The sequence below is a fragment of the Streptomyces sp. C1-1 genome, from assembly GCF_050214755.1.
Classification (GTDB): domain Bacteria; phylum Actinomycetota; class Actinomycetes; order Streptomycetales; family Streptomycetaceae; genus Streptomyces.
Genome location: NZ_CP189826.1, coordinates 7,076,243 through 7,098,468, shown reverse-complemented (window position 1 = coordinate 7,098,468; position 22,226 = coordinate 7,076,243). Strand labels below are relative to the sequence as shown.

General features: G+C 72.9%; 19 protein-coding genes. 13 read left to right on the top strand and 6 right to left on the bottom strand.

Going from position 1 to position 22,226, the window contains the following annotated elements:
* The first annotated feature begins 142 nt into the window (after positions 1-142).
* Positions 143-1,753 carry an MFS transporter gene (locus tag ACQF4J_RS32210; protein ID WP_351572406.1) on the top strand — a complete coding sequence of 537 codons (1,611 nt, stop codon included), beginning with the start codon at positions 143-145 and terminating at the stop codon, positions 1,751-1,753.
* Positions 1,754-1,882: 129 nt separating this feature from the next.
* Here the strand turns inward: ACQF4J_RS32210 and ACQF4J_RS32205 are convergent, their stop codons facing one another.
* Entirely contained in the window at positions 1,883-2,188 is a 306-nt protein-coding gene (locus ACQF4J_RS32205; protein ID WP_427167439.1) for a hypothetical protein, read from the bottom strand.
* Between ACQF4J_RS32205 and ACQF4J_RS32200 the strand changes: the two genes are divergently transcribed.
* The gene (locus ACQF4J_RS32200; RefSeq protein WP_351572400.1) at positions 2,154-2,597 is read left to right on the top strand and encodes a DUF4232 domain-containing protein; all 444 of its coding nucleotides are present in this window, start codon (positions 2,154-2,156) and stop codon (positions 2,595-2,597) included. The two genes, ACQF4J_RS32205 and ACQF4J_RS32200, sit on opposite strands and share 35 nt — an antisense overlap.
* 63 nt (positions 2,598-2,660) lie before the next feature.
* Positions 2,661-5,747, top strand: coding sequence for an AfsR/SARP family transcriptional regulator (locus ACQF4J_RS32195; RefSeq protein WP_427167438.1), 3,087 nt, complete (start codon positions 2,661-2,663; stop codon positions 5,745-5,747).
* A gap of 11 nt (positions 5,748-5,758) precedes the next feature.
* Here ACQF4J_RS32195 and ACQF4J_RS32190 read toward each other — a convergent pair whose 3' ends face one another.
* From ACQF4J_RS32190 to ACQF4J_RS32180, 3 genes are all read right to left on the bottom strand, one after another.
* A complete protein-coding gene (locus ACQF4J_RS32190; RefSeq protein ID WP_427167437.1) occupies positions 5,759-6,304 on the bottom strand; it encodes a sigma-70 family RNA polymerase sigma factor in 546 nt (181 codons plus the stop codon).
* A 196-nt stretch (positions 6,305-6,500) separates the two neighbouring features.
* Entirely contained in the window at positions 6,501-7,730 is a 1,230-nt protein-coding gene (locus ACQF4J_RS32185; RefSeq protein WP_427167436.1) for a hypothetical protein, read from the bottom strand.
* Positions 7,731-7,741: 11 nt separating this feature from the next.
* The gene (locus tag ACQF4J_RS32180; protein ID WP_351572389.1) at positions 7,742-8,620 is read right to left on the bottom strand and encodes a lytic transglycosylase domain-containing protein; all 879 of its coding nucleotides are present in this window, start codon (positions 8,618-8,620) and stop codon (positions 7,742-7,744) included.
* Between the two features lie 285 nt (positions 8,621-8,905).
* Here ACQF4J_RS32180 and ACQF4J_RS32175 point away from each other — a divergent pair, with 285 nt between their 5' ends.
* The 8 genes from ACQF4J_RS32175 to ACQF4J_RS32140 all read left to right on the top strand — a co-directional run bounded on the left by ACQF4J_RS32175 (position 8,906) and on the right by ACQF4J_RS32140 (position 17,485).
* Entirely contained in the window at positions 8,906-9,646 is a 741-nt protein-coding gene (locus tag ACQF4J_RS32175) for a hypothetical protein (RefSeq protein ID WP_427167434.1), read from the top strand.
* Positions 9,643-9,927 (top strand): hypothetical protein, encoded by a 285-nt coding sequence (locus ACQF4J_RS32170; RefSeq protein WP_351572383.1) that lies wholly within the window; start codon positions 9,643-9,645, stop codon positions 9,925-9,927. The genes ACQF4J_RS32175 and ACQF4J_RS32170 overlap by 4 nt, the downstream gene beginning before the upstream one ends.
* A 79-nt stretch (positions 9,928-10,006) precedes the next feature.
* The gene (locus ACQF4J_RS32165) at positions 10,007-10,315 is read left to right on the top strand and encodes a hypothetical protein (RefSeq protein ID WP_351572380.1); all 309 of its coding nucleotides are present in this window, start codon (positions 10,007-10,009) and stop codon (positions 10,313-10,315) included.
* Between the two features lie 22 nt (positions 10,316-10,337).
* Entirely contained in the window at positions 10,338-11,093 is a 756-nt protein-coding gene (locus ACQF4J_RS32160; RefSeq protein WP_351572377.1) for a hypothetical protein, read from the top strand.
* 1 nt (position 11,094) lies between these two features.
* On the top strand, positions 11,095-12,327 hold the full coding sequence (locus ACQF4J_RS32155; protein WP_351572374.1) for a hypothetical protein: 1,233 nt from the start codon (positions 11,095-11,097) through the stop codon (positions 12,325-12,327).
* Positions 12,328-12,483: 156 nt separating this feature from the next.
* Complete coding sequence (locus ACQF4J_RS32150) at positions 12,484-13,977, top strand: SCO6880 family protein (RefSeq protein ID WP_427167433.1); 1,494 nt, start codon at positions 12,484-12,486, stop codon at positions 13,975-13,977.
* A 236-nt stretch (positions 13,978-14,213) separates the two neighbouring features.
* Positions 14,214-15,686, top strand: coding sequence for an ATP/GTP-binding protein (locus ACQF4J_RS32145; protein ID WP_427168651.1), 1,473 nt, complete (start codon positions 14,214-14,216; stop codon positions 15,684-15,686).
* Positions 15,683-17,485 carry a type IV secretory system conjugative DNA transfer family protein gene (locus tag ACQF4J_RS32140; RefSeq protein ID WP_351572365.1) on the top strand — a complete coding sequence of 601 codons (1,803 nt, stop codon included), beginning with the start codon at positions 15,683-15,685 and terminating at the stop codon, positions 17,483-17,485. The genes ACQF4J_RS32145 and ACQF4J_RS32140 overlap by 4 nt, the downstream gene beginning before the upstream one ends.
* A gap of 35 nt (positions 17,486-17,520) precedes the next feature.
* Here ACQF4J_RS32140 and ACQF4J_RS32135 read toward each other — a convergent pair whose 3' ends face one another.
* Positions 17,521-17,913: a hypothetical protein gene (locus ACQF4J_RS32135; protein WP_351572362.1), complete on the bottom strand. Its 393-nt coding sequence runs from the start codon at positions 17,911-17,913 to the stop codon at positions 17,521-17,523.
* A gap of 168 nt (positions 17,914-18,081) precedes the next feature.
* Here ACQF4J_RS32135 and ACQF4J_RS32130 point away from each other — a divergent pair, with 168 nt between their 5' ends.
* Positions 18,082-19,122, top strand: a complete 1,041-nt coding sequence (locus tag ACQF4J_RS32130) for an NlpC/P60 family protein (RefSeq protein ID WP_427167432.1) — start codon at positions 18,082-18,084, stop codon at positions 19,120-19,122.
* Between the two features lie 237 nt (positions 19,123-19,359).
* Here the strand turns inward: ACQF4J_RS32130 and ACQF4J_RS32125 are convergent, their stop codons facing one another.
* Entirely contained in the window at positions 19,360-20,244 is an 885-nt protein-coding gene (locus ACQF4J_RS32125; protein ID WP_427167431.1) for a hypothetical protein, read from the bottom strand.
* Positions 20,245-20,518: 274 nt separating this feature from the next.
* Here ACQF4J_RS32125 and ACQF4J_RS32120 point away from each other — a divergent pair, with 274 nt between their 5' ends.
* Entirely contained in the window at positions 20,519-20,995 is a 477-nt protein-coding gene (locus ACQF4J_RS32120) for a DUF4913 domain-containing protein (RefSeq protein ID WP_427167430.1), read from the top strand.
* The last annotated feature ends 1,231 nt before the right edge of the window (positions 20,996-22,226 follow it).

Sequence of the window (22,226 nt, the reverse complement as noted above, 5' to 3'; positions counted from 1 at the left end):
ACGGCGTGCTGGGCTTCCTCTGTGGGCACCCGTGTGCGCGGATATTGGGCAACTCATTGACCGGTGTTGAAAAACTGCCCTACATTCGCAGCGTTCCCGGCGCCGCCCCCGTCCCCGTCCTCCGCTCGAAGGGGAGCCCCACGTGTCCACCGAAACCCGCACCCACCCCGACGGCACCGCCACGAAACCGGCGTCCGGCGGGCTGCCCGTCGGCACGCTGGTGGCCGGCTGCTTCGCGGTCTGTCTGGCGCAGATCGCCCTGGCCATGCCGGCCACCCTCAACGGTCTCTTCCAGGAGGACCTGCACCCCGTCGGCTCGCAGCTGACCTGGATCTCGGACGCGTTCCTGCTGCCGGTGTCGGTGCTGGAGCTGACGTTCGGCGTCCTCGGTGACCTGTTCGGCCGCAAACGGCTGCTGGTCGGCGGCGGCGGGCTGCTCGTGCTCGGCGAGGCGCTGGCCGCCGCCAGCACCGGCATCCACGTTCTCTGGTTGGGTCAGGCCATCGCCGGCCTGGGCGCGGCGGCGCTGTTCCCGACGTCGCTCGCGATGATCGCCGCCGGGACCCACTCGGCCCGGGACCGGGCCCGCACCATCACCATCTGGGCCGCCGCCCTGTCCAGCGGCGGTTTCGTCGCCCCCGTACTGGGCGGCATCACCGGCAACTACGGTTCCTGGCGCTGGGCGTTCATCGTGGTCACGGGCCTGGCGCTGGTCAGCACGCTGCTCAGCCAGCTCTTCGCCCAGAACTCCAGCGCCCCGGAGGGCCGTTCGCTCGACCTGGCCGGCCAGATCACCATCGGCGTCGGCATGTTCGCCCTGCTCTACGCGGTGATCCAGGGCCCGGCGGACGGCTGGACCGCGACACCGGTGGTGATCGCCTACGTCGTCGCCGTGGTGTTCGTCGGCCTGTTCGTCGTGGCCGAACTGCGCGCCGAGGCACCGCTGTTGCGCCTGGACCTGTTCCGCAACAGGGCGTTCGCGGTGGCGTCGTTCGTCGCGGTGGTCGGCATGTTCAGCTACCTCGGCACCGCGTACGCCACCAGCATCCGGCTCGGTCCGATCCAGCACCAGAGCCCACTGCGCGGCTCGTTCGCGTTCATTCTGCTCAACGCCTGGACGCTGCTGCTGATGCCGCTGATCTCCCGGCTGCTGGAGCGGGTCAGCGCGCGCTGGGTGCTCGGCTCCGGTCTGGGCCTGATGGCGGCGGGCGACTTCGTGGCCGCCACCCTCTCGGTCCACGACCGCGCCCTGACCTCGCTGATCCTGCCCATCGGCCTGGTCGGCATCGGTTTCGCGCTGACCGTCTCCTCGATCACGGCGACCGCCGTGAACACGGTCGAGGTCCGCTACGCGGGCATGGCCAGCGCCTCCACCAGCCTGCTGCGCGACTTCGGCTTCACGCTCGGCCCGGCGGTCATCGGCGCGATCGCGCTCAGCCGCGCCGCCGACGAGTTCACCCAGAAGCTCGCCGCCTCCGACCTGTCCGCCCAGGCCAAGGCCGCGGCGGCGCAGGTCGCGGCGGAGGGCGGCCCGCTCGCCTCCAACTCGGTCCCGCCGGCGTCCCCGCCGGGCGGCGGGGTGCCCATCGCCCTGGAGGCCCTCGGCAACGGCTACGCGATCGGGTACGTCGTCTGCGGCATCGCCGCCCTGGCCTGCTGTCTGCTCAGCGTGATCGCGCTGGGCGGCAAGGGCGACCAGGACGCGACGGTGGGCATCGCCAAGGAGGAGGAAGCGGCGGCGACGGCGGCCTGACCGGCGTTCTGTCACCGCTGCGTCACAGGTGACGCACAGGGGAAACCCGTGGTGCCCGAGATCGGTCTCCCTCGGCGAAAGCCGGCGGGGACCGGCTCGTGCGAACCGACTTCGGGGGAACCTCATGCATCACGTCGACACTGTCCGCAAGGCCGCGCTGGCGGTGGCCGCGCTCTCCGCGGCGCTGGCGGTGACCGCCTGCCAGTCGAGCGACTCCGCGTCCGGCACCGGCGGCTCCTCGCAGACGCCCAGCGCCTCGGCGTCCGCCTCGTCCTCCTCCACGGCGGGCTCCTCGGCTCCGAGCTCCGCTCCGTCGGCGCCGCCCGCGACCGCCTCCCCCGTCTCCCACTCCAGCTCCGGCTCCGGCTCCGGTTCGGGCTCCGGCTCTTCGGGTACGGCCGTGAAGACCTGTGCGGCGACCGCCCTGGACGTCACCGCCCACCAGGCCGCCAACCGTCCGGTCGGCACCGGAACCGGCGCGGCGGTCTTCGAGTTCACCAACACCTCCAAGCAGACCTGCGTCCTGCAGGGCCACCCCACGGTGGCCGGTGCCGGCAACGGCTCCCCGCAGCACAACGCCCCGCTGAAGGTGACGCCCACCGGCACCGCCGGCCAGGTCAAGCTGGCCCCCGGTGGCAAGGCCTGGCTCAAGCTGACCTTCGTGCAGGTCCAGGGCGAGGCCGACGGCTACTGCAAGTCCGGCGCCACGCCGACGACGTACCCGACGATGGTGATCGGCCTGCCGGGTGCCGGCTTCCACCAGGTCGCCCTGGACGACGGGGTGTTCGCCGAGTGCGACAACACCGTGACGGCCACGGCGGTGTCGGGGGCGGCGCTGTCCTGACGCCTGTCCGGGAATAGCTGTTCGAAGTTACGAGCCACGGTTTCTGCGGCTACTGTCCCCGGCGTGGACACAAGTGCAATGGTGTCGTTCCGGTTCTCTCTGCTGGGTCCGCCGCGCGGCTGGCGTCAGGAGACGGAACTGACGCTCGGCCCCCCTCAACAGCGTGCCGTCCTCGCACTGTTGCTGTTGCGCCGGGGCCGGGCGGTCGGCGTCGGCGAACTCGTGGACGGGATATGGGGCGCCGACCCGCCGACGGCCGCCGTCTCCGTGCTGCGCACCTACGTCTCCCGGCTGCGCAGACTCCTCGAACCCGACCGGCCCGCGGACGGGGCGCCGCGCCTCGTGGTGTCCCTGGGCGACGGGTACGCCCTGCGTGCCGACGCCGTCGTCAGCGATGTCGACCGGTTCGAGGACCTCGTCGCCCGGGCCGGGGCGCGGCACACCGGGGGCGACGACCGTACCGCCGTACAACTGCTGCGCAGTGCGCTCGGATTGTGGGAGGGCACCCCGCTGGCCGGGGTGCCCGGACCGCGTGCCGAGGCCGAGCGGCGCAGGCTGGAGGAACGGCGGCTGGCCGCCCTGGAGACGCGGCTGCGCATCGAGCTCGACCTCGGGCAGCACGCCCGGGTGCTGCCCGAACTGACCGCCCTGTACGAGGCGCACCCCCTGCGGGAGGCGCTGTGCGAACTCCTCGTCCTCGCCCTGTACCGCGGCGGACGCCGGGCGGAGGCCCTCGCCGTGTACGACCGCACCCGGCGCACCCTCGTCGACGAACTCGGCATCGAGCCCGGCCCGTCGCTGCTCGCCGTACGCGCCGGGCTGCTCACGGACGGGGGTTCCGGTTCGACGCCACCGCCTTCCCGGCGGGAGGCTCCGGCCGGCGGCGGCCTCCCGGACACGGCGCCGGGTGCCGGCCACCGCTCCGGCCCGACCACCGGTTCCGGCGATCTCTTCGGTGCGGCGGGGGCCGGCTTCGGCGCGGTGGCCGAAGCCGGTGGGCCGGGCGAAGTGCCCTTCGTTGAGGGCGGGAGCGGGCCGACGGACGCGGGGGGCGCGGACCGCACCGATGACGGGCCGGGCGGACCCGGTCATGGGGTGAGTGCCGTACGGCCGTCTCAACTCCCCACCGACCTCGCGACGTTCACCGGCCGCCGGGCACAACTGGACGGGGCCGCCGCGCTGCTGCCCGACCAGGGGCATCCGCAGACCAGCGTGATCGGCCTGATCAGCGGGATGGCCGGCGCGGGCAAGACGACCCTCGCCGTGCACTGGGCGCACCGGATCGCCCACCGCTTCCCCGACGGCAGCCTCTACGTCAACCTGCGCGGCTACGACCCGTCCGGTTCGCGGATGAACCCCGGCGAGGCGATCGAGACGTTCCTCGTCGCGCTCGGGGTCGCCCAGCAGGCGGTCCCCGAGGAGCTGGAGGCGCGGGCGGCCCTCTACCGCGGTGTTCTCGCCGACCGGCGTGTGCTGATCGTGCTGGACAACGCCGCCGACAGCGAGCAGGTGACGCCGCTGCTGCCCGCCGCCCCCGGCTGCCTCGTCATCGTCACCAGCCGCAGCCGGCTCAGCGGCCTGGTCGCCCGGCACGGCGCCCATCCGCTCGCGCTGAACCCGCTGTCCGCCGAGGAGTCCCTCGAACTGCTCGCCCGGCGGCTGGGCGACGCCCGCGTCGACGCCGAGCCGGAGGCCGCCCGGGCCATCGTCGGCCTGTGCGCCGGGCTGCCCCTGGCCCTGTCGATCGTGGCGGCGCGGGCCGCCCTCAACCCCGGCTTCCGGCTCGCCGGCATCGCCGAGGAACTCCGTCAGGACCACGGCAGTCTGGACGCCTTCGCCGGCGGCGACGCCGGCACCGACGCACGCGCCGTCTTCTCCTGGTCGTACCACGCCCTGTCGCCGGAGACGGCCGGTCTCTTCCGGCGGCTCGCCCTGCACCCCGGTCCGGACATCACCGTCGCCGCGGCCGCCGCACTGGCCGGCGTGGACCGGCGCAGGGTCCGCACCCTGCTGACCGAGCTGACCGGGGCCAGCCTGCTCATCGAACGCGCTCCGGGCCGGTACGTCTTCCACGATCTGCTGCGCGCCTACGCGGCGGAGCTCACCGAGGACGAGGACGGCGAGGCGGTGTGCCGGGCGGCGCTGCTGCGGATGCACGATCACTTCCTGTTCACCGCGCACGACGCCTCCATGGTCCTCGACCCCTTCCGGGAGACCATCCCCCTTCCGGCGAGCACAACGGACGCCACGCCACTGCGGTTCAACGACCGGGCGGAGGCGACCGCGTGGCTGCGCACGGAGCGGTACGTGCTGCGCGAGATCGTCGCGCACGCCGCCACGCACGGGTTCGACACGCACGCGTGGCGCACCGCGGCGGCCCTGGACGTCTACTTCAACCGGCTCGGCTACTGGCACGATCTCCTCGAGATCAACGGCGCGGCGCTGCGGTCGGCCCGGGCGCTCGGTTCCGTGATCGGTGAGGCGTACTCGCTGTGCGGGCTCGGCGTCGCGCACTCCCAGCTCGACCACGCCGCGCAGGCGCGGCGTCACCTCGAGGACGCGCTGGAACTGTTCCGGTCGGCGGACCACGCCGGCGGCCAGGCCCGGGTGCATCGCGGCCTCGCCTATCTGTGCAACCGGACGGACCGCCGCCACGCCGCACTCGACCACTACGCGCGGGCCATCGAGCTGTACCGGTGCGAGGACGACCGCAGCGGCGAGGCCGGTGTGCTCAACCAGGTCGCGTGGACGTACATCCTGCTGGGGGAGCACGAGAAGGCCCTCGAACGCTGTGAGGAGGCCGTCCTGTTCTACCAGGAGCTCGGCGACCCCTACGGCGAGGCCTCGACACAGGACACGCTCGGCTACGCCCTGCACCATCTCGCCCACCACGCGGAGGCCATCGGGCACTTCGAGAGGTCGGCGCGGCTGTTCCACGGGATCGGCGACCGCTATCTGGAGTCCGACGTGCTGCGTCATCTCGGCGACGCCCGTCTCGCCCTCGGCGACCGGGACGCCGCCCGCGCGGCACGCCGGGCCGCGCTGGCCCTGCTGGAGGAACTCGGCCACGCGGAGGCGGACGAGGTACGGCGCGAACTGCGCGAGCTGGGCGAGCCGGCCGAACCGGCACCGGGGGGACCGGCCGTCTGAGGCGCGGGCGCTCAGCGCACCCCGCTGTCCTCGAGTGCCGCCTTCAGGCTGCGCAGGGCGTAGTAGACCCGCGACTTCACCGTGCCCTGCGGGACGCCCAGTGCCTCGGCCGCCTGCTGCGTGGTGCGGTCCGCGAAGATCGTCGCCCGCAGCGCCTCGCGGTGGGCCGGCGTCAGCGACCGCAAGGCGTCCTGCACCACGATCGACGACAGCATCCGTTCGATGTCGTCGACCTCGGCGGACATGTCGCTCAGCCAGGAGTTGCCGCTGATCTCCGTCGGCCGCGCCGTCCTCGTCCGGTGCGCGTCGATGACGAGGTTGCGGGCGACCCGGAACATCCACGGGCGTACCGCCATGCCCTCGCTGTCGGCGAGGGTCTGCTTGTTCCAGCAGCGCAGCAGGGTCTCCTGGAGGATGTCCTCCGTGCGGTGGGTGTCTCCGCCCAGCATGCGCAGTACGTACGAGTAGAGCGCCGGGCCGTGTTCCAGGTAGAGGTCCCGCAGCGCCCGTTCCTCGGGGGAGACCGCGCTCGCGGATCCGATGACCGTCACGTTCATGGTGTGCTCCTGCTCCTCGGGGCGGCCTGCCCCGGTCCGCGGACGGGGGCGAAGGCCGCCTGGAGCTCGGAGTGTCGCGACGGTCGATGCACATTCGTTCGACGAGCGGGCCACACGGTGATTGACGATCGGTCCACACGATGGACGGGGCGATATACGCGCAGGTCGCGGGCGTCAAGGGAGGGCGCGGGCGTGGTCAGACGTAGGCGGCCTCCAGAGCGTCGACGCGTCTGCGGACCCGGTCGGCGAGTTCCGCGTCCTCGGACGCCAGCAGACCGCGGCGGTGCAACCGGTCCCACATGTGCAGCAGTTCGCGGCCGTGCGCCACGGCGGCGCGGTCGTCGTCGATCCGCTGCCAGGCGGCCGCCGCCCGGGCCACCTCCTCCGACGCCCGCCGGTCCCCGGCCCGGCACCGGATCCTCGCCACGGCCAGGGCCAGCACGGTGGCCTCCCGGTGGTCGCCGCGCAGGTGGGCGATGTAGGCCTCCACGGCCCGCGCCTCCACCGCGCGCGGATCCTCGGCGCCCGCCTCCTCGGTGAGGCTCTCACGCAGCCGGTTGGCGAGCAGGTGCGCCTCGTCCAGCCGGCCGACGGTCGCGAGAGCGTGGATACGACCGACGGGTCCGGCGAGTTCCGCGGGAAGTACGACGGCGGGCACGGAGGTGGTGGCCAGGTTCGGGGCGGTTGGGTTCGGGGCGGTTGGGTTCGGGGCGGTTGGGTTCGGGCCGACCGGGCTCGGGATGGCCGGGCTCGGGATGGCCGGGCTCGGGATGGCCGCCCGGCCCTCGGCGGCCGCCCGCGCGGCGGCGGTGGCACGGGCGACGGCGGTCGCGACAGCCGAGCCCAGGGGGGAGGCGGGCCTGGGCCGGCGGGCGGGGAGGGCGAAGTCGTCGTGGGGTGCGATCTCGGACTCCGGCTCGGGGCCGTCTCCGGCCGCGGCCCCGCCTCCGGCCTCGGCGCCGAACTCCGTCTTCAGCTCGCGGACATCGCCCCCAGCCCCGGCTCCGGCTCCGGCTCCGGCTCCGGCTCCGGCTCCGGCTCCGGCATGAGCCTTGCCCTCCGGCTCGGGCTCGTAGCCGGCTTCAAGCCCGGTCGCGGAATCCGGCTCGGCAACCGGCCCGAACTCGACCCGGGATCCCGCTTCGGGATCCTTGTCCGGCTCGTCCTCGGCCCCCTCATCGAGCTCCGGTGTTCCCGCGGAGGCGAGGACCCGGCTGGAGCCGTCCGGGGCGACCTCCAGGACGAAGTGGCCGGTATCGGGGCTGTCGTTCACGGTTGCCTCGACGGCTTCGGCGCGTTCGGCGGCGTACCGCTGCAGCCGGTCCAGGACGGCCTCGTGCACGGACTGGCCCGGCTCGGGGACCAGGGGTTCGCCGTCGATCGCGGCGAGTCCCTCGTCGGAGATGTACACCTCGTAGCGGTCCATGGCGTTCCTCCTCAGGGAGTGGACGTGGGGGTGAGGGACTCGGTGGGGACGGCGGTGGGCAGGGAGGTCTGGATGCCGGTGGGGGTGGGCGTCCCGGACGGGATGGCGGCGACCCCCGCGTACTTGGCGAACTGGGCGCGTACGGCCGCGACATAGCCCTGGGCCTCCGCGGTCCTGGGCACGCCCTTGGCGGCGCGGACGGCGTCGATCCCGACGTCGTAGCCGGCGAGGGCGAGATCGAGGACGCTGCCGGTGGCCTCGTTGGCGTCGATCATCTTCTGGGCCTCGTCGGCCATGGCGCAGATGTAGCGCCCTTGCGCCATGATCGAGTCCTTCGCGTCCAGCGCGGAGGTCTTGCCGTTGTCGTCGTCGTCCTTGCCGTACTTCGTGAAGACGTCGGGCGGCAGCTGCGAGATGCCCTGCCTGCCGTCGGGGCCGACCAGGGAGGCGTTGAAGCCGGACGCCTTCTCGATCTGGGAGGCGATCACGATCGGCCCGATGGCGCTGCACAGTTGGCCGGCCTTCTGGATCGGGTCGACGAGGTCCTCGGGGACCGTGGAGGTGTCCAGGTCGCCGTGGCCGTCCCCCTGGAAGACGGCCAGCACCGAACTCGCGTCGCTGGGGCCGGGTACGTCGCCGCCCCCGCCACCGCCGCCGAAGATGCCGTGGAAGAGCAGGTAGATCGCGATCAGCGGGGCCAGCAGGACCCCGAACCCGCAGAACACGATGACGATGACGGTCCCGCCGGCCAGACCGAGCGGGAACAGCAGGCAGCCCGCGCCGCCGGCCGCGATCGCCGTGTTCCTGACGGCCTTCGACTGGCCCTCCTCGTCCGGCTGAACCGGTGCCGGTGCCGCGGGGCCGCCCTTCTCGCCCGTCTCCACGCCCATGGGTGTCCGCCTTCTTCCCCTCGCCTTGAACCGCTGTGCCTGGACGGCCCGTTGTGCTGTCCGTCGGGCTCGGCAGATCGAAACGGGCTCCAGAACAAATAAGTTCAAAACGGTGGAAACCAAATGAGTCAGAGCAGCGGACGTACGAGGCAAGAGGGGGGCGGGGCACACATGGGCACACCTTCGGCGACGCCGTCGGGCCGGGGAGGTTGGGTGCGGGGGCCGAGGTCCCCGCAGCCCGCTCCCCCGCCTTCCGCACCCCAGAGCGAGGGCGCCGGTCCGGCGGTGCAGCCCCCGCACGTCGGCCACGGCGTCGGCGTCGCACCGGCGCCGGTCCCGGTACCGGCCACCGTGTCCGCGGTCCCCGTCCACGCCGCGGCCACCACTGCCGTACAGCCGGCGGCCGCCGTCGCGCAGCCGACTGCAGCCCCCGCGACTGCGGCGGCCCCGCCTCCTGCCACCACCCCCGCCTCCACCCGCACCGGCGGTCAGCCCGCCGTCCAGCCCCGCACCCGGCGCCTCTCCGCCGCCCCCGCCGCCGAGCACGCCTGGAGTGAGCCCCGGCGGCCGAGGGCGGCCCGGGGCCGGTCGCGGAACGAGGTCGGCTGGGTCAAGGCCCACGGCGGCGCCGGGGTGACCTCGCTGGTCGAGGTGCTCGGCGGTGTGGACGTGGGGGCGCGCTGGCCCGACCCGTCCCGGGGTGAGCCGCGTCGGGTCGTCCTGGTCGGGCGGACCAGCGCGCGCGGACTGCGGTCGGTGTCCCAGGCGTTGGGTTCGCTGCAGGACGGCCGCGCCCCGCAGGGGCTGGAACTGCTGGCAGTGGTCCTCGTCGCGGACGCCCCCGGCCGGCTGCCGCTCGGCCTGCTGCGCCGGGTCCGTGTGCTGCGATCGGCCGCACGGGTGCAGCGCGTGCCGTGGATACCGGCGTGGCGCACCGGCGGCAGCCCGAAGGTCCTGCCCCGGCAGTTCGACAGGCTCGCCGAGCTGGTGGGAAGCGAGCTGTACGCCGAGGGGGCCGCGTCATGACGCGTGCCCTGCCGGTCGCCCGGTTCCTGGCCGACACGTACACCCCGCCCGAGGGTGCGCACACGATCATCAACGCCCTCGCCTGGTGCGTCTCGGCCGCCGGTGTCTTCGGGCTGATGGTCGTCGGCATCAACATGGCGGTGCAGCTCAACCGGGGTGAACCGGGCGAGGGCGGCGCGCACTTCCGCGGTGTCTTCTACGTCGCACTGGCCTGTCTGGTCGCCACGACGGCCGGTCCGCTCGTCGCGTTCCTCGGCGACCTGTCCCTCCTCGGGCCGTAGGCCTGTCCCGCACCTTTCCGATCGACAGCCATCCCTTCGCCCACCGCTCACGCGGGGCACCGATTCCTCGGAGATCCGAATGTCCTCATTGCTTGTCGAAGCCGCCAACGTCATCGTCGCCGCGCCCTCGCCCGGTGCCTCCACCGTGCCCCAGCCGACGAGCAACGCTCCCGGTGACCTGGCTGCCAAGGTCAACACCGTCCTCGGCATCGTCGCCTGGGCGGGCACCGCGGCCGGCGTGCTGGGCGTGCTCATCACCGGCGCGATGATGGCCGTCTCCCTCAAGCGCGGCGAGAGCTCGGAGCACATGAGCCGCCTCGGCATGGTGCTGGGCGGCTGCGTGCTGGTCTCCACTGCCGGGCCGCTGGTCGGCTTCGTCTTCAACTGAGCCGGCGGACGTCGTGATGCTCATGCGCAGGCAGCGTCGGACCGAGGAGTCCGGGCCGTACTGGAAGCAACGCAACTGGCAGTTGTCGGCGGGGTTCCTCGCCGTCGTGGTGCTGGCGGGCGGGTTCACTGCTCTGACCTCGGAGCACGACACCGGCGGCGACCGCATGGGCGCGGCGGTCTCCGACGGCCCGCTGTCCGGCACCTCCGCCTCGCGGGGCGGCCGGCCCCTGGGCTGCCACACCGATGACAGCGGGGGTGACGCCTTGCCCGAGTCGGCGCCGAAGGACATCAGCTGGCACACGCTCGGCATCGCGCGCGTGCCGGTCTCCGGCTCGGCCGGGCCCACCCGGACGACGGGGTCCCTGCGCTGGTGCTTCGCGCACACGCCCATCGGCGCGGTGCTGGCCGCCACCGTCATCCCCTCCCGGATGAGCGGGTCCGACTGGCGGGCCGTCGCGCGGCAGCAGGTCGTGGCGGGGCACGGCCGGGACCTGTTCTCCATCCAGCGCCAGACCGTCGCGGACATAGACAGCGCCGAGCAGGCCGGTAACACCGCCGTCGCCTCGTACGCCGGTTTCTCCGTGACCTCGTACACCGCAGACGCGGCGAACGTCAGGCTGCTGCTCCGGACCGGGCAGGGTTACGCGGCGACCGCCGTCCTCGTGCGCTGGAGCAACGGGGACTGGAAGGTCGTGCCGAACGCCGACGGTTCACTGCACTCACAGGTGACGACCATCCAGGGCAACACCAACGGCTTCGTCCTGTGGGGGGTGTGACATGGGCTGTTCGACCGGAAGCCCGCTCCTCGATTTCGCCAAGGGCTTCTTCGACTTCCTTGGCGACCCGATCGGCACCATCGTCACCCTGATCGCCAAGACCATCCTCAACGGCGCCGTCTCCGTGTACGCGGCCCTGATCACCAGGGTGCCCACCCTGACCGGGACGACCGTCTCGAAGGACGTCAACGGCCAGACCCAGTGGCTGGTGGTCTACCTCGCCGTCGGCTCGCTGCTCTTCGCCTCCGCCCGCATGGCCGTGGAACGGCGCGGCACCGCGGGTACGACCGCCCTGAAGGGCATCCTGCGGGTCATCCTCGTCTCGGGCGCGGCCACCACCATCGTCATGGCCGCCGCCGATGTCGCGGACAGCTACTCCAGCCACCTGTTCAACCAGAGCACGCAGGGCACGCTGAACTCGGTCGGCTACTGCTCCGACCAGGCCGGGATCGAGCCGTTCCTGCTCCTCGTCCTCGCCTTCCTGCTGCTGATCGCAGGGATCATCCAGACGATCCTGATGTACATCAGGCTCGGCGTCATGATCCTGCTCCTCGGCACCCTCCCGTTGGCCGCGGCGGCCTCGATGACCGACTGGGGGGCCGGCTGGTGGCGCAAGCACATCGGCTGGATGATCGCCTGGCTCCTGTACAAGCCCGCGGCGGCGCTCGTGCTCTACGCCGGATCAGCGATGATCAACCAGGGGCAGGCCGGTTCCAAGGACGCCGTCGAGACAGCCGTCAACCAACGCATCGCCGGTATCGGCGTAATGCTTCTGTCCGCGGTCGCCCTGCCCGCGCTGCTGAAGCTCGTGGTGCCCGCCACCGCGGCCCTCGGCGGCAGTTCGGCGTACTCCGGGGCGATGCAGTCGGTGGGCGGCGGCCTGGCCAGCGGCGCCCGGTCGCTCGGCGGCGCCGGGGGCGGTTCCGGCAGCCGGGGCCAGTCGGGTCCGAGCGGCGCGTCCGGCGCGTCGGGCGGCTCCGGTTCGTCCGGCGCCAACGGCGCGGGCGGATCCTCCGGCGGCGGCAAGTCCGGCCCGGCCGGTGGCGGCGGGTCCGCTGCCGGCGGCGGAGGCGCGGCGAGCGGGGCCGGCCGGGCCGCGGCGGCTGCCGGAGGACCGGCCGGTGTGGCGGTCGCCGCGGCGGTGACCGCGGCGCAGGTTCTCGGCAGAGCCGCCTCCGGTTCCCTGGACGGTGCCGACGGCGACCAGGGCCACAACCCGAGCCCGCACCGCTGACCCGGCGGCGGCCCGCCCCCCGGGCGTGCCGTCCCCTGAACGGGCCGCCGGACTCCCGCTCCCCCCGGAGAGTCCGGCGGCCCTCCCCGTCACCGACTCCCCCGGCCCAGCGCCGTAGCCCCATCACCTCACCTCATGAAGGGAAGTCCGGACCCCATGTCCACGGAAGCCGTGACTCATCCGACCTACGGGAACTGGCGCCGGCCACGGCGGCCGGGGCTCGGACCGCTCGGGCTCGTCGGCACGTTCGGTGTCTTCGGTGGGCTCGTCGTCACCCTGCTCGCCTCCCTGATCTCGCTGTACGCGGCGCTGGTCGTGCTCGTCCCGGTCGTGCTGTTCCTGACGCCGCTGGCCCTGCGCACCCAGGACGGGCGCAACGTCTACCAGTTGCTCGCCCTGCGCATCGGCTGGCGCAGCCGCAAGGCCAAGGGCGCCCACCTGTACGTGTCCGGGCCGCTGTCCGCCCGGCCGGGCGGCCGGTTCCGCCCGCCGGGGCTGCTGAACAAGGTGGCTGCCATCGAGGGCCGGGACGCCTACGACCGTCCTTTCGGCGTCCTGCACCACCCGGCGCGCAACCTGTACACGATCGTGCTGGGCTGCGATCCCGACGGCGGTTCGCTGGTCGACCCCGACCAGGTGGACGTGTGGGTCGCCCTGTGGGGCGAGTGGCTGGCCCGGCTGTCCCACGAGCCCGGGCTGCGCGGCGCCTCCCTGATCGTGGAGACCGCGCCCGACCCGGGCACCACCCTCGCCCACGAGGTACTGCCGCGCATCCGCCCCGACGCACCGCCCGCGGCCCGCGCGGTGATGGAGGAGGTCGTCGAGCGCTATCCGACCGCCTCCTCGGAGATGCACACCTACGTCACCCTCACCTACGGCATGCCCGCGGGCCAGAAGCGCAGCAAGGAGGACGTGATCACCGACCTCGCCATCCGGATCCCCGGCCTGCTCAGCGGGCTCGTCGCGGCCGGCGGCGGGGCCGCGTACCCGCTGTCGGCGGAGCGGATCGCCGAGGTCGTGCGGGTCGCCTACGACCCCGCGGTCGCCGCCGACGTCCTCGACGCCCGCGCCACGTACGGCGGTACGGGCCTGGAGTGGGACGACGCCGGGCCGGCCGCCGCCGTGGAGACCGTGGGCAGCTACCAGCACGACTCCGGGGTGTCCCGGACCTGGCTGCTGACGCTGGCGCCGCGCGGCACCGTACGGTCCTCGGTGCTGCGGGGTCTACTGGAGGCGTCGCCCGGCACCCGCCGCAAGCGGGTCGCGCTGGTCTACCGGCCCATCGACCCGGCCACCTCGGCGCGGATCGTCGAGGCGGACCGGCGCGCGGCCCAGTTCATGGCCACGTCGGGGCGGGGCATGGTGCAGGCGCGGGCCGCCTCGGAGATGCGGGCGGCCGAGCAGACCGCTGCGGAGGAGGCGTCGGGCGCCGGCCTCGTGGAGTTCTCGCTGATGCTGACGGTCACCGTCGACGACATCGACCAGCTGGCGGACGCGACCGTCGCCGTACGGAACCTGACCGCTGCCTCGCGGGTGCTGATGCGGCCGGCGGACCGGATGCAGGCGGCCGCGTTCGCCTGCACGCTGCCCGCCGGGATCCTTCCGTGGGAGCAGACCCTGATCCCGCACGAGCTGCAGGAGGCGCTGTGAGCCGCCGGAGCCAGGAGAAGAAGGCGGAGCGGGCGGACCGGCTCGCCGAGGAGACGGCGTGGCGGTCACCGGCGGGGGCGGCTTCGGCGGCGTCATTGGCGGAACTCGACCCGTCCTGGGCGGAGAAGAAGCCGGGGGGAAAGAAGGCCGACAGCGGTAAGAAGACCGCCCGCCCCAAGGAGCTCTACATCCCGCCGCGCGGCTGGTACGGCCCCGGCGGCGGCCGGGTCGGCTACATGGATCCGCCGACCATGTGGCGGGCCACCACCGTGCAGGCCTGCGGCATGTGGCCGTTCGCCGCCGGTTCGGGGTCGCCGATGACCGGAGTGCCGCTCGGGCAGCACCTGTTCACCGGCGCCACCGTGTGCGGAGACCCGCTGAACTGGTTCACGCGGGCCCGCTACATCTCCAACCCGTCGCTGTTCATGCTCGGCATGCCGGGCCTGGGCAAGTCCACGCTGGTCAACCGGATGCTGATCGGGCTCAGCGCCACCGGTGTCGTACCGCTGGTGCTCGGCGACCTCAAGCCCGACTACGCCGACACCGTGCGCGCGCTGGGCGGCCAGGTGATCTCCATCGGGCGCGGCCGGGGCGGCATCAACGTCCTGGACCCGGGCGCGATGGGCGCGGCAGCGGCGCGGATCGGCGGCGAGGCGGGCGAGGTCCTGAAGGCCGAGACGCACGGCCGCGTGCTGAACATGGTGGCCGCGCTGGTCACCATCGTGCGCGGCCGCCCCATGGACGACCACGAGCAGTCCGTGCTCTCCGCCGTGCTGCACCACATCCGCGAGCGCACCCCGGAGGGTCGCCCGGCGCTGCTGCCGGACCTGCTGCGGGTGCTCACCGAAGGGCCCGACCGGGTGCGGGCGGTGACCCTCGACCGCGGCGACGACACCCGTTACCGGGATGCCGTCGACCCGTTGCACCGCTCGCTGCTCGGCATCCTCGACGGCCCGCTGGGCGACACCTTCGCCTCCGAGACCTCGACCCGGATCGACCCGGACGCGCCGGCGGTGTGCATCGACATCTCCGGCATCGGCGAGGCCGACACCCAGCTGACCGCGGCCGCGATGCTCGCCGCCTGGTCGGACGGGCTGGGCACGGTGGCCGCCTCGCACGCCCTGGCGGACGCCGGGCTGGCGCCCCGGCGCTGGTTCTTCACCGTCCTCGACGAACTGTGGCGCCCGCTGCGGGCCGCCTCCGGCATCGTCGACCGCATCGACGCGCTGACCCGCCTCAACCGGTCCCTGGGCCTCGGCGACGCCAAGATCACCCACACCCTGAAGGACGCCGAGGCCCTCGGCACCGACTCCGACCGCGCCAAGGCCCGCGGCTTCGTCGAACGGGCCGGGATGGTGGTCTGCGCGGGGCTGCCGAAGGCCGAGATGGAGGACCTCGGCAAGGTGGTGGGCCTGTCCCGGCGCGAGATCGAGCTGGTGTCGTCCTGGTCCTCGCCGCCCGGCTGGGGCGTCTCCGGCGAGCACGAGGAACCGCCCGGCCGGGGCCGTTTCCTGATCAAGGTCGGCGGCCGGCCCGGCATCCCCATCAAGGTCGCCATCACCGACGCCGAACGCCGGTTGCACAACACCAACACCCGCTGGACACCCAACGAGACGGCCGTGGAACAGGCCGTCGCGCACACCGCGGCGCAGGTCGCGCGGGCCGCCCAGGAGGAACCCCGGCAGCTGCCCGGGAGGTGGACCGCATGACCGGCGGAGCGCCCTCGACCAGCGGCGTCCACGACCTCGCCCCGTGGGCGATCGCGGCCGTCGCCGCGGCCTCCCTCACCGTGTTCACCGTGGGCTGGGCCGGCGGCACGCTGGGCGCCGGGATCACCGGACACGGTTGGGACGCGCCGCCGTTCGCCCTCTCCACGGCCTCGCACCTCGTCGGCGACGGACCCGGGAACCTGTGGCCGGGCACCCCGCCGGCCGCGGTCTACGGCGGGATGTTCGGCCTGCTCGCCCTGATCGCGGTTCCCGCGGTCGTCGTCGTACGACTGCTGCTGGCGCGGGCGGGCCGCACCAAGGGCCTGGCCGGCCGGCGCGAGCTGGCGAGCATGTGCCCCAAGGGCATCGAGGCCCGGGCCCGCGAACTGCGCCCCGGCCTCAAGGGCCGGGACGAACTCCACCCCGACGAGACCGGCAACCTGCTCGGCGACCTCGACCCCAAGGGGCCCGAGCTGCGCAGCAGTTACGAGGACGTCGAACTCGACCTGATGGCCCCGCGGGCCGGCAAGTCGACCGGCATCGCCGTCCCCCGCGTCCTGCGCGCCCAGGGCGCCGTCCTGCTGACCTCCAACAAGTCCGACGTCTACGCCGTCACCCGCGCCGAACGCGCGAAGGCCGGCCGGGTGTGGACGTTCGACCCGCAGGGCATCGCCCACACCGAGCGCGCCATGTGGTGGAACCTGCTCGGCGACTGCCACACCATCGAGGGCGCCCGCCGGCTGGCCGGGCACTTCGTCGCGTCCGTCAACGACGACAGCGCGAAGAAGGACTTCTGGATCTCGGCCGCGCAGAACACGCTCACCGCGCTCTTCCTGGCCTCGGCGCGCGGCGGCGCCCCGGTCACCGCCCTGCTGGGCTGGCTCGCCGACCCCGCCGACCGCACCCCGATCGACCTGCTGCGCGACGCCGGGCTGATCGCGATGGCCGAGCAGTTGCAGGGCACGGTGCGCGGCGCCGTGGAGACCCGGGACGGCATCTACGAGACCGCCCGGCAGACCGTGTCCTGTCTCCTGGACCCGGAGATCCTCGCCTGGGTCACCCCGGATCCGTATCTCCCCGAGTTCCGCCCGGACCGGCATGTCGTCGGCACGGACACCCTCTACCTGCTGTCCAAGGACGGCGGCGGCTCGGCGGCCGGGGTCATCGCGGGCCTCGCGGACGCGACGATGCGGGCGGGCGTGGTGGCCGCGGAGCGCATGGGCGGACGCCTGGACCCGCCGCTGACCGCGGTCCTCGACGAGGCCGCCAACGTGTGCCGCATCTCCGATCTGCCCGACCTCTACTCGCACTTCGGCTCCCGCGGCATCAACGTGGTGACGCTGCTGCAGAGTTACCGGCAGGGCGCCCGGGTGTGGGGCGAGGTGGGGATGGACGCGCTGTGGAGCGCGGCGACCGTCAAGCTCCTCGGCGCGGGCCTGGACGACGCCGACTTCGTGCAGAAGATCTCGACGCTGGTCGGCCAACACGACGTGCGCACGCCGAGCCTGTCCCGCAGCAAGGACGGCACGCAACGCTCGTACTCCTACCGGCAGGAGTCGATCCTGCCGCCCGACAAGATCCGTGCCCTGCCCAAGGGCACCGCCCTCCTGCTCGCCACCGGCATCCGGCCGGCCCTCATCCGGCTGCGCCCCTGGTACAAGGAGCCGGGCGCCGATGCCATCTCGGCGCAGGCGAAGGCCGAGGCGAACGCCATCACGGCCCGCGCCGCGGCCCGCGCGACCGGCGGGGTGCCGCTGGCGAAGAAGAGCCGCTGGGAGCGGGACGCGACACCGGCGTGAGGACGGCGGTCAGGCGGTCGGTGTGGGTGGCGGTGTCACGGGGACACCGCCACCGCCGTGCCGAAGGCGACGGTCGAGGACAGGAACCAGCCGAACGACGGGGCGAGCAGATGCCGTACCGTCCACAGCCTGGCCGTCGCGGGCCGCTCGCGTACGAAGACCACGGGCACGGTACGGCCGAGCTGCGGCAGCCCGCACAGCGGCGCGTACGCCCCCGGATCGAGGACGAGGTCGCGCCCGAGGTGGTCGGAGAAGGCGACGAGTCCGCCGCGCCGCCGGTCGGCCGCCGTACGCGCGGTGACGACGCCCATCACGCGCAGACCGCGCGCCCACAGCCGGCCGGCCGTCAGGAGCCCGCGGGCGGCGAGCAGCAGACAGCCGAGTCCGAACCCCGTGCACAGGGCTGTCAGCACCAACTCCGCGTCCATCGCGTCCCCTTGTCCTCGACATCGGCGTGGGCCCCCACGACAGGGCACAACGGACCGCGGCCCACCCCGGTTCACGCGGTCCCCGACGCCTTGAACCACGGTGCACGGCACCCCCGTTGTGTGGACGAAGCCGTCACCACGTCGGCTGTGAAGGGAGTTTCGGACGGCATGAGACGGATTCCGCGCGGGCACCGCCACCGGACGGCGGCGGCCCTCACCCTGTTGTGCGCCCTGACGGCGACGACGCAGTCGGCGGCCCTCGCGGCCCCCGGCCCCGCCACCCTCGAAGAGGTGCGCGCACAGCTCGACGACCTCTACCACCAGGCGGAGGTGGCCACCGAGAAGTACAACGCCGCCGACGAGAAGGCCACCGCCCAGCGGAAGAAGGTCGACGCGCTGCACGGCCGGATCAAACAGGCCGAGCAGCAGGAGGCCCGGCTGAAGGCGCTGCTCGGTGCCGCGGCCCGGGCCCAGTACCGGGGCGGCGGGCTGCCGGCCGAGATGCAGTTCGCGCTGGCTGCCGACCCCGAACACGCCCTGGACGACGCCGCGTTGGCCGAGCGGGCACAGCAGGGCACGCAGGACCGGCTGACGGCGCTGGAGGCGACCCGCAAGGAGCTGCGCACCCGTACGGACGAGGCCACCGCCGAACTGAAGGGCCTGCGGGCGAGCCGGCGCGCGATGGACGACAACCGCGACAGGATCGAGAAACGCATCGCGACCGCCCGCGCCCTGGAGTCACAGCTGCGGGCCGAACAACTTCGCAAGCTGGCCCAGTTGGAGAAGCAGGCGCAGGACAAGGCGCAGGCGAAGTGGGAGGACACCGGCGTCCTCGACAAGGTCTCCACCAAGGCGACCCCGGCCGGCCAAAAGGCCATCGCCTACGCGACGAAGCAGCTGGGCAAGCCCTACGTCTGGGGCGCCGAGGGCCCCGACTCCTTCGACTGCTCCGGCCTCACCTCCCAGGCCTGGCTGCACGCGGGCGTCGTCATCCCCCGCACCTCCGAGGAGCAGTGGGCCCGGCTGCCCCACGTCCCCGTCTCCCAGATGCGCCCAGGCGACCTCATCATCTACTTCTCCGACGCCAGCCACGTCGCCCTCTACATCGGCGACGGCAAGATCATCTCGGCCCCGCGTCCGGGGCGGTGGGTGTATGTGTCGCCGGCGGGGTCGATGGAGATTCTGGGGGTGGTGCGGCCGGACGCGTGAGGGTTGGCGGGGGCCGAGCGCACGAAGAGCGGCTGTGCACGTGGTGCGCACAGCCGCTCGGCGCGAAGGACGCGCAAAGGGTCGGTGCCCCACCCGGTCCGGGGTGGAGCACCGTGGAACGGCCCTCTGCCGCTCCCTACGCTCGGCGGCGGGCGGTCACGACTTCACAGACCGCGCTGCCGCCTGGACGCCTGCCAGCCGTTCTGCACGACTGGCAGGCCCCCGGGCACGGACGGATCACGCCGCCCCGCCACCACCGCCGCCACCGCCACGACCGCGCCGCTGCGCGGCTTGGCCCTGGTGGCGACCGGAGTGCTGGGTGGCCTGAGTGGCCGAGTTGCCGTATCCGCCGCCCTGCTGCTGTGCCGCCTGGCGCGCGAGGTATCGCGGGTCGACCTGCTGGTTGTACTGGGGCAGGCCGGGGCCGTAGTTCTGCTGCTCGGCGCTGGGGTAATGCATCTGCTGGGTCGACAGCCCCGCAATCGCGTGCCCGACGGCCGCGGTCGCCGCACCACCCGCTTGCCAGTACGGCGCGGTTCCGTTCTGGGCGGCGTCGCCCGAGGCACCGTACCCGTAGGCTCCCCAGCCGGCCGTGGCGATGGCGTTTCCGGCGGCAATGCCCGGGCTGAAGGCAGGTTGCGTCACTTCCGGGTGCCGATGCGTCTGGACTGCGTAGTAGGCCTGTTGCGCCACCGCCCCCATGGGTGCCATCGCGGTCGCGCCGATCGTGCCGCCGTAGGCGTTTCCGGCCCTCACGGTCGCGGGGTCGTTGCCCTGGCCGGCATAGTGCGCCACCATGCCCTGCGCGATGGACTGACCCGCCAGAGGCACTGCCACCGCGGCGGTGTTCCACTGCTGGGCCCTCGCGCTGGCGGCCTGCTGACTCGCGTGCGCGTAGGAGCTCGACGACGTGGAGGATCCCACGTGCGACGGGGCGTCCTCGACGTCGGACCCTTCGGAATCACTCGCGTAGCCGGACGCACTGGCGTCGTATCCGGCATAGCTCTGACCGCTGTTTCCCGTGGAGGACGGATACCCCGACGAGGAAGCGCTGTGATGGCTTGCGGTGCTCTGCTGACTGTGGGCGGAGTAGTACGGCCCGCTCGAATCGCTGTCTGACATATCACTCTTCCTGTTTGCTCATGGAGCGCAGCGACCACCGCGTCTCCAGTGCCAGGTCCCACATGGCGTCCCGGCGCTTCCCCTCCGCAAACTGGCGCCCCTTTCCCTTGTCGTCGCCGAGGACTCCGTCGTGGGGTCAGGGGGCATAACGGACCCGACGCGGCAAGGGTTCAAAAATTCGAAGTCACGATCGTCGGATGAACCGCATGCGATGGGCGCACGTTTCGACCATGTACCGACCCAGCCGAAGCGGACGAGAGGAAGCAGGACGGCCATGGCCACCGAGACTGTCGCGGTTCCCGCCGACGAGCGGGGAACCGCTCCCGAGACGAAGGCGGTTCCCCGGGAGGAGCCTGCGAACCCACCGAACTTCATCCTCTACCTGGACGGGCCCGCATACGTCCACGCACTGCGGGAGCTGACCCTGTGGACCCACCACGTGCTGCTCCCGGTGTACGGCAGAGAGGTCACGTCCACAGCCCCTTGGTGCTCCCGCTGGTGGGAACATCCCGAAGCGGTCGCCCAGCTTCACGGACTTCGGCTTGCCTGGAACGAGTTGACCGGTCCCGGCTCCGGGATGTGCGGGCCCGCGAACTGGCACCGTGACTACCTGGTACCGGCGATGAACTCCCTGCGGGACCCGATGGGGCCCTTCGCCGGCTGCAAGCCCGGCGCTCACCGGGCCAAGGAGAAGCCCGCGGTGGACGTCCTCGACCCCTTCGGGCCGCCGCCTCCGCCTGCGCAAGGCTGAGACAGGCGGGGCGTACCGAACATATCGACCCCGTAGGCATGCCACCCGCCGGGGGGTCCCTCCCGTATTGAACCGTTCGCCTGCGCCTCCCGTCGTGTCTCCTGCCAGAACCCATGCCCCAAAGGGTGTCGTTCACGAAAGGCGAGAGGGAGGCCAGCATGGCCATCGACAGTCCGGGCCCCCGGCCGGCGCGTCCCGAGTCGAGGTGGACCAGGCCTCCGCCCGCGACGCCCGCGCAGCAACTGGCAGGGGAACTGATCGACGAGGATCTGCGCGCGAGTGCGGCACAGCCGCAGCCCAACCGGTCAGGTGCCTTGGCCCGACTACGGGAGTGGCTGCGAAGGAGGTTCTCCTCGGGTGGGGCGGCGCCCGCCGGGAGCCGGCCGGAGCAGGCGAACCACCAGGGCCGAAAAGGGGATCCTGGCCCGTACTCCCCTGACAGGAGCGCCCCCCGCGCAGCAGATTCGGCCGGTCGCACCCGGTTGACGAAGCAGCCGCCGCCCGGACGCGGCGTCGGCGCCTCCGAGGCCGGGAAGTCGGCACGCGAGAAGGTGGCCGGGTTCTCTGTCCCGGAGCTCCAGCAAGTCCTGCACGCCGCCCTGGAACGGATCTCGCAGGACCCTCGGCTGCGGCAAGCGTACAAAGACGGAAAACTGCCGATCGTGGAGGCCCTCCTCCGGAGGACCGAGCCCTCGCGCAGGGACGCCTCGTCACAGACGAACCCGGCTTCGGCCACGACGCAGCAGCGTCCGGTGGACCGGCCCTCGACCGGCAAGCAGACGACCGAAGGCAGCCGTACCGATCACGACCGGACGGGGACTCACTCACAGGACGCCCCGGGCCGGCAGTCCGAGGCTACGACCTCGCGTCTTGAAGCCCCGTTCTCCACAACCGAGTTCTCCGACGACGCCCAGCAGTCCTCCACGATGGGGGACTTCGTGACGACGGCCCACCCGCCGGCGCCCTCTGACCGCCCCTCTGCCACGGTGAACTTCGCGGAAAGCACCGCCCATCCCGCCGTGCCGCCCAGTGACCACCAGCAGGCAGCGGTGTCACAGAACCCTTTTTCCCCGCCCACCGCAAGCACTGACGTCAACTCCGCCCCGTCGAACCCCGTATCCGACATGCGAGCGCTGACGTTCAACCTCACCGTCAATGTGACGCAGGAGGCGCCTCTCTCGAACTCAGGGAGCGCAACCCGCCCCGCGGTCACACAGACCCGGTCGACGAC